Genomic DNA, 7,181 nt, shown 5'->3' on the forward strand with positions numbered 1-7,181 from the left:
CATACGCCGGACGGACTGGACGGCGCCACACTCGAACCACAGAAGGGAACCATACAATGACCACCATCCGCAACTTTACCGCCCCGATCTTCAGCGCTGCTGCCGCGATCGCCCTCACTTTCGCCATGGTCGGCGCCGCAGTCACCAGCCCGGTTCAGAGCCCGCTGCACACCGCCACCGTCAGCTCGGTGTACTCGGCATGAGCGACCTGCGCTTCGAGGACAACGCTGTCCGTTCGCCTGCCCCTCGGGGCTTCCGTCTCAACAAGCAGCGCGGCAAGATCATGGGCGTCAGCGCCGGGATCGCCGACTACTTCGGTCTCGATGTCACGCTCGTTCGCGTGGCCTGGGTGATCGGCACGCTGGTCGGCTTCGGCTCGCTGATCCTGATCTACCTCGCCATCGGCCTGATCGCGGATTGAGCCCGCACCCAGCCTCCCCGTTTGCCCCTGGTGCAAGCGGGGAGCAGCTGTTTGCCCGGCCCGCCAGCACAACGGCCCGTGCCCTTGCGGCATGGCACCCTGCGCAACGCTGCGAGACAGGAAACCCCAAAACGGTCCGATTTCGTTACCTGACAAATATCAGTCGCGCAGAAGGTGAACTCGCAGCAGAATGGCACCTCCATAACGGATAGCCCCGGAGTCGGACTCCGCGGTTCCGATTGCTCTCGCTGGAGGTACCCTCGCATGGCCGTACAGGATCTTGTCGCTCCCTTTTCTCAGGTGGGTGTCATGGCGGGTTCCGCCAATGCCGCAGCCACGCAAGGGGCCTGCCACAACTTCTCGCTGCAGTGGATCGCGGCAATGTATGCCGATTCCGATCCGGGCAATGCGGCCCAGCGGATGACCGCGCTCAGCAAGGGCAAAGGCGGGGCGGCCATGGTCACCCAGACGATCTTTGGCAATGAATGGACCCGCCAGAGTGCAGAAGCGGCCGACAAGGGCGTCGCAGCCTGGCGCGGCCTGCAGTTTGTCGAGAACATCTTTCCTTACGAGGCCTATTCGGAAGCGCGATTTGTTGACGGGCTCAACACCACCAGCATCGCCGGGGTGATCTACAGCTTCTGGTTTTCAGGTTCGGTGGTCGGCGCTTCGGGCGGCGCACATACGATCGCGTTCTTCCGCAAGATGAAGGCTGGCCGCATCGGCAAGGCAGACAACCAGATCTTCTCGTTCGATCCCAACTTTGGCGAATGCCTCTCGGTTGAAGGGAGCATGGGCAGCTGGATCAGGACGTTGATGGCCAACTACGGGCCCTGCCAGCACCACTGGATGCGCGCGTTCTCGAAGATGTAAGGGGTGCGCCGCTGCCGGTGGTTTCCTACACCGGCGGCGGCACCAGCCCGATCAGGCGAAGAACGACGGCCTGCGCCAGCATCACCGCCAACCAGTATCCGCAATCGACCAGCGCCGCGCGCCATGCAAGCGCGCGCAAGCGATATGCGGCGCACAGGCTCGGCACCACAAACCCGAGCCAGATCACCACGGCGCTGCCGATCGTCATCGTCCAGACGCTGCCCTTGGGCGGCGCCAGGATCAGTGCGCCCGCCAGAATAGCGCAAAGCCAAGCCTGCGCGACGAAGGCCGTCACCAGTGTGCCTGCCCGGCGCCACGCGGCAACCTGCCGCCGGTCCGCCCCGGCCTGATAAAGCAGCCCCAGCATCAGCCCCGCCAGCGTCGCCGCCAGAATCGCCCCGCCATTGAGGACGATGTAGATCATCAGGCCTCGTCGACCGCAGCAAAGGGCGAGAAGTCGATATCGGTATCGAACACGTCGACGCCTTCCTGCCGCTTGAGGAAGCCGACCACGGCATAAGTCACCGGCGTCAGCACGATTTCCCAGATCACCTTGAGCGCCCAGTTGGTCCACATGACGTGGATCACGTCCGTGGTTTCCCACGTGCCGAGGAAGGCGATCGGATAGAACAAAGCGCTGTCGACCGCCTGCCCGAAGATCGTCGAGCCCCAGGTGCGGGTGAACAGATACTTGCCCCCGGTCCACACCTTCATCCGCGCCAGCACGAAGGAATTGACGAACTCGCCCGCCCAGAACGCGAGGACCGAGGCGATCACGATGCGCCACGTGCTGCCGAACACCGAATCGTAGGCCGTCTGGCAGACCGCGCCGGCCGAGGTCTTCGCCACGATCTCGGCAAAGCGCGGGTCCCCGCTCGAAGCGCAGCCCCAGCCGTCCGAAGGCGGCATCGCCACCACCACAAAGCTCATGAAGGCCATGAACAGCAGCGCGAAGAAGCCCACCCACACGCAGCGCCGCGCATGGGCGTATCCGTAGACTTCGGTCAGCACGTCGCCCAGCACATAGGAAACCGGGAAGAACAGGATGCCCGCGCCGAAGGTGTAACCCCAGACGGTAGTCAATTTCGCTGCACCGATGAGATTCGAAAGGAGCAGGATCGCGACGAACGCCGCCATCAGATAATCGAAGAAGCGGAAGTGGCGGCGCGCGCCGGCGCTGCCTTCGATACGGGCGATGCGGTGCTGGTTCATATCCGTGTTGCTATCGTGATTTGCGCGGCAGGCAAAGCGGCCTTATGAGGCACGCATCACGCGCCCTTAGCTCAGCTGGATAGAGCACCGGCCTTCTAAGCCGGTGGCCGCAGGTTCGAATCCTGCAGGGCGCGCCACCCCCTCCTCACCATCGCGGCACTTTTTTCGGCAAACTCGGTCTATTTGGTTACCTGCGATCCAAACGCGCGTTAACATCTGGCGCCTAGGTTTCCCTCAACGATGGGGGAAAGCCATGCCGACCGTACAAACCGGTAATTGTACCGAATATCGTCCGCACAGCGCGATCTTGCACGCGGCGCAGCTTGCGTCATCACTTCAGTATTTCCCGTATTCTCTTGTCGAATACGTGAGCAAGACGCGTGACCAGCATGAACAACCCACCAAAGTTCACCGCACCTGATTGTCTCCCGCAACCAAACGGGACCGCAGCAGCGGTCCATACCTTGCGCCAAAGCCCAATGGAGCCAGCCGTGAAGCACGAGAGTCCGTCTCAACACCCGCGCGAGCCCCGCGAGCGCCGGCTGCTGAAGGGGCACATGCAGACCGACCGCTTGCCGGCGTTCGAGATCGTCATCCGCAACATCTCCGCGCGGGGCCTTTGCGCCACCTGCAAGGGCCTTCCGCCCATTGTGGGCGAATCCGCCGAGATCCTTCTGCCTGACAACCGTACAGTAGGCGCGATCACGCGCTGGACAAATGACCAGGTCTTCGGGGTCGAGTTCGAGGAACCGATCAACCTTGCGATCCTGATGGATACCCTCCAGCGACTCCGCGATATTGCTGAGCGCAACGCGAGCTGGGAAGTGAAGTCGAAGCACCGCGTGCTCGATCATCGCCCCGATCTTGCACAGCTCCGCCGTCTCTGAGGCCGCTTTGGCTCGTCGCGAAAAAGCTCGTCACATCAATACAATGCACTTGCCACCGGAATGGTTGTTTTCAACGCGGCGGCAGTAATTCCCGCAAACTCGCTGCCGCAATGGCACCGTTATCGATAGCGACTCCCCGCAAAGCCAAGTAGGCAAGCAGGACTAACGAACTTCTGCACGGGTCGGAAAAAATGAACGATAGAACAGCAGTTTATGTCATCGAAGACAGCGTTCATCTGCGGGCTGAGATCTCGCACAATCTGAGCTCGCTGGGCGTGCGCAGTGTTGTCTTCAACGATGTCAGTGAACTTCCGGCAAAGATTGACCGCGCCGTCATTTTCCTGTTCCGGCACGAGTCGTCCTGCCGAGCGCTGATCGACAAGTATCGGGCCGACCATGCGCCGGTCTCGGCCAAGGTCGAGTTCTCGTGCAATGCCGGGTTCGAGAAGGCCGTTGCCGCGATCCGCGAGGGCGCCTCCGATTTCGTGGTCTGGCCGTCCGAGCCGACCCTGCTCGACCGCGCCATTCGCCGTGCCGAAGAAGATCTGCGGCGCAACCAGCCCGCCAAGGTTATGGGCGGCCGCGCCAAGGAAAAGGTCGCCATGCTCACCTCGCGCGAACGCCAGGTGCTGGGCGACGTCATCAACGGCTGCACCACCGAGCGCATCGCCGCCAAGCTCGCGATCAGCCCGCGCACGGTCGACATTCATCGCCGCAATGTTCTCTCGAAGCTCAACGTGCGCAACACCGCGCAGGCGATCGTGATCGCGCTGAGCTCAGGCGAGTTTCATCCCGCGAACGACGCGTTCGCGATGAGCCCGGCCTACGCGTGATTGCCAGCCCGGCAGGGCGGCGCGCTGGTGAAGTCTATCTTTCTGAAATGAAAGACCTTTCGCCATAACACCTTCGGGTCGCACAGATTCAACTGCCGAAGGTTTGCGCGCAACCGTCCCAAATTGTTGTGCGCCAAGAACAGAAGAGCGGCGTTCGGCCATACACCGTATCCGGACGAACCGCCTCCGTCACAGACCTGACAACGGGCGCCCCCTTTGCCGGACATCGCCCGTCAAGATCGCATCCGTTGCGAGCGGGCGATCGCGTCATCCGGTCACGACCTCGGAGCCGGGAGGGGCGAGTTCCCCGTCCTTCCCGGCCCTCAACTCCCCCCGCTTCGGGTTAACACATAACAGAGGTTTGCGGATCAAACCTATGCAGCGTAAACAGATCCCGCAAGTCGTGCTGCGGGGGCAAGGCGACTGAACCGGGTTCTCCGGTCCGCAATGACAAGCGCCGTCCATGAGGTCGGCAAAGAGGGGCATGGGGACAATGGCTGAGAGGCGCATCGACGCGCGGGTATGGCCGCCCATTTCAGCTGCGCTGGCGGCGGTTCTGGTGGTTGCGGAACTGCGCGCGACGGTCAGCGTCCCGGCAATGGCCCTGATTGCTCTCGTTTTCATCGCGCTTGTCTGGGGTTTCGTCCATCTTGTGGTGGTGCGTGCGCAGCTGCTGGGCCAACTTGATGTCGCCCGCATTGCCGCCAACGCGATCGACCAGATCATCTGGATCGAGGCCTATCCCTCGGGCGAGACGGCCTTCGCCACCGCTACGTACGAGCAAGTCTGGGGGCATGATGCCCTGACCCTGTTCCAGGCCGCCGAGTCGCGGCTCGATGCGGTCCATGCCGATGATCGCCAGCGGGTGCGGCGCGAGATCCGGGCCGGCCAGGCAGGGCTCGAAACCTTCCGGACCGAATTCCGCATGAAGACCGCCTCGGGCGACGAGCGGGTCATGCACGTCAAGTTTCACCCGCACGAGCTCAAGGGCAAGCGCACCGGCTACTGGATCGGCTTTGCCACCGATGTGACCGAGGAGCGGCGCTACCACGCCAGCATCGTGCGCAATCGCCGTGCGCTGCGGGCGCTTGCGCTGGTGAATGCCGCCATCTCGCGCGCGCAGTCACGCTCCGAACTGCACAAGCTGGTCTGCCAGAGCCTTGTCGAGGGCGATGGTTATGCCGCCGCATGGATCGGGCTCCGCGAATTCGGGCCGATCGACAAGATCCGGGTTACCGCGCATGCAACGACCCACGCGGACTATATCAAGGCGCTCGATATTCGCCCGAATGATCCGGTTCTCGGCCAAGGGCCCACCGCCAGAGCGATACGCGAAGGCGAGGTGTCTGTCTCCTTGTCGGTAGCCGAAGATCCCGAGCTCGCCCCCTGGCGCGAAGCCGCGCTCAGCCGGGGCTTTCAGGCCATCGCCGCTTTCCCGCTGCTGCATGATGGGCGCGCGTTCGGCACGCTCACGCTCTATTCGGACGAGCAAGGCGCGTTTGCCGATGACGAGATCCGGATTCTGGAGGAAATGAGCGTCAGCCTCGCGCAGGGCCTTGTGATGATCGAGGCCAAGAACGAGTTGCTCAACAGCCGCAAGATGGAGCTGATCGGCCAGATTTCCGGCGAACTCTCCCACGATTTCAACAACATTCTTGGCATCATTGCGACACACGCCGAAATTGGCGGGCGCGAGGCTGAAAGCGATGCGGCGCGCGACCGGTTCGGCCTGATCGCACAGGCCGCGCTGCGCGGCGTGGATATCACGCGCTCGCTCCTGGGCATCGCGCGTCACCCGCGCGGCATTCCCGAAGTCGCCGATGTGAACAACCTCACCTTGCGCCTTCTTTCGCTGATCCGCGCCGCGGTCGGGCCCGGCGTCGATGTTCAGGCACAGCTCTGGGACACGCCGCTTGCCGTCGAGATCGATCCCGCCGGCTTCAACAACGCGCTGGTGAACCTTGCCATCAATGCCCGCGATGCAATGGGCGAGCACGGCGTGCTCACCTTGCGCACCTGGCTCAGCGATGCACCGGAAGGCTGCCCCAGCCGCGAGGGCCTTCCCGCCAACCTGCGCAGCGCGCCGCTGGTCATCGTCGAAGTCGCCGATACCGGCTCGGGCATGTCCGAGGACGTGCGCGAGCATGCCTTCGAGCCGTTCTTCTCGACCAAGGGGCCCAACAAGGGCACCGGGCTCGGCCTTGCCGCCGTGCTCGGCTTTGCTGTCCACCACGGCGGCACCGCCCGCGTGCTGAACAGCAGCCCCGCGGGCACCACGGTCCAGATCGTGCTGCCCGCCCGAGCCGAGTCCATGCTTGCCGAAAGCCGCCGGCCGATCGCGCTCTCCGCACCGAAGCCTGCCAAGCTGCGCGTCCTGATCGTGGACAACGAGCCCGATCTCCTCAGCGGCATGGTCGAGACGCTGAGCCTTGCCGGGCATGTACCGACCGGCTTCACCACCTCGCACGAAGCTCTCGAAGCCCTGTCACGCCAGAAGTTCGACGTGCTCATCTGCGATCTGCTGCTCGACAATGGCGAGGATGGCACCGTGCTCGCCCGGCAGGCCGCAAAGAGCGATCCGAAAATGCGCGTGATCGTGATGTCCGGCAACGCTGCGCGCCACGCCGAATCCGATCTGGCCTGGCCGCTGCTCGAAAAGCCCTTCTCGGTCGATACGCTGATCAGACAGCTGCAAACCGCGCCTGCCAAAACGAAGGCGGCCTAGACCGCGGCAATCTCCGCGAGCCTGGCATGGGCCGCGTCCAGCGCCTGCGAGAGCAGGCTGAGATCAAGCGGTTTGCGCAGCATGCGCCAATGTGGCTGCAGCAGGCTTTCATCGGGGAAATAGCCGCTCATCAGGATGATCCCGATGCGCGGATGCCGCGCCTCGACTTCATGCGCAAGTTCGACACCGCTGCGCTCGGGCATGACGACGTCGGTCAGCAGGATATCGAA

General features: G+C 63.4%; 8 protein-coding genes, 1 tRNA gene and 1 pseudogene. 7 read left to right on the forward strand and 3 right to left on the reverse strand.

From position 1 onward, the window contains the following. Nucleotides 1–56: 56 nt before the first annotated feature. The 3 genes from Q0071_RS20810 (at nt 57) to Q0071_RS20820 (ending at nt 1,294) form a co-directional block, all read left to right on the forward strand. The gene (locus tag Q0071_RS20810) at nt 57–203 is read left to right on the forward strand and encodes a hypothetical protein (RefSeq protein ID WP_298174241.1); all 147 of its coding nucleotides are present in this window, start codon (nt 57–59) and stop codon (nt 201–203) included. After that, nucleotides 200–421 carry a PspC domain-containing protein gene (locus Q0071_RS20815; protein WP_292941668.1) on the forward strand — a complete coding sequence of 74 codons (222 nt, stop codon included), beginning with the start codon at nt 200–202 and terminating at the stop codon, nt 419–421. The genes Q0071_RS20810 and Q0071_RS20815 overlap by 4 nt, the downstream gene beginning before the upstream one ends. Nucleotides 422–685: 264 nt before the next feature. Further along, on the forward strand, nt 686–1,294 hold the full coding sequence (locus Q0071_RS20820; protein ID WP_298174244.1) for a hypothetical protein: 609 nt from the start codon (nt 686–688) through the stop codon (nt 1,292–1,294). Between the two features lie 25 nt (nt 1,295–1,319). Here Q0071_RS20820 and Q0071_RS20825 read toward each other — a convergent pair whose 3' ends face one another. Continuing rightward, entirely contained in the window at nt 1,320–1,718 is a 399-nt protein-coding gene (locus tag Q0071_RS20825) for a hypothetical protein (RefSeq protein WP_298174246.1), read from the reverse strand. Continuing rightward, a complete protein-coding gene (locus Q0071_RS20830; protein ID WP_298174248.1) occupies nt 1,718–2,506 on the reverse strand; it encodes a queuosine precursor transporter in 789 nt (262 codons plus the stop codon). Before Q0071_RS20830 ends, Q0071_RS20825 begins: the two co-directional genes overlap by 1 nt. 60 nt (nt 2,507–2,566) lie before the next feature. Here Q0071_RS20830 and Q0071_RS20835 point away from each other — a divergent pair. The 4 genes from Q0071_RS20835 (at nt 2,567) to Q0071_RS20850 (ending at nt 6,951) form a co-directional block, all read left to right on the forward strand. Beyond that, nucleotides 2,567–2,643 (forward strand) — tRNA-Arg (locus Q0071_RS20835). 243 nt (nt 2,644–2,886) lie between these two features. Further along, a complete protein-coding gene (locus Q0071_RS20840) occupies nt 2,887–3,393 on the forward strand; it encodes a hypothetical protein (protein ID WP_298174250.1) in 507 nt (168 codons plus the stop codon). 191 nt (nt 3,394–3,584) lie between these two features. After that, entirely contained in the window at nt 3,585–4,226 is a 642-nt protein-coding gene (locus Q0071_RS20845; RefSeq protein ID WP_298174252.1) for a LuxR C-terminal-related transcriptional regulator, read from the forward strand. Nucleotides 4,227–4,719: 493 nt separating this feature from the next. Beyond that, the gene (locus Q0071_RS20850) at nt 4,720–6,951 is read left to right on the forward strand and encodes a GAF domain-containing protein (RefSeq protein WP_298174254.1); all 2,232 of its coding nucleotides are present in this window, start codon (nt 4,720–4,722) and stop codon (nt 6,949–6,951) included. Here Q0071_RS20850 and Q0071_RS20855 read toward each other — a convergent pair. Beyond that, nucleotides 6,948–7,181 (reverse strand): annotated as a pseudogene (locus tag Q0071_RS20855) (hybrid sensor histidine kinase/response regulator); the annotation flags it as partial. The gene Q0071_RS20850 and the pseudogene Q0071_RS20855 overlap by 4 nt on opposite strands.

This window comes from Novosphingobium sp. (assembly GCF_027486195.1).
Classification (GTDB): domain Bacteria; phylum Pseudomonadota; class Alphaproteobacteria; order Sphingomonadales; family Sphingomonadaceae; genus Novosphingobium.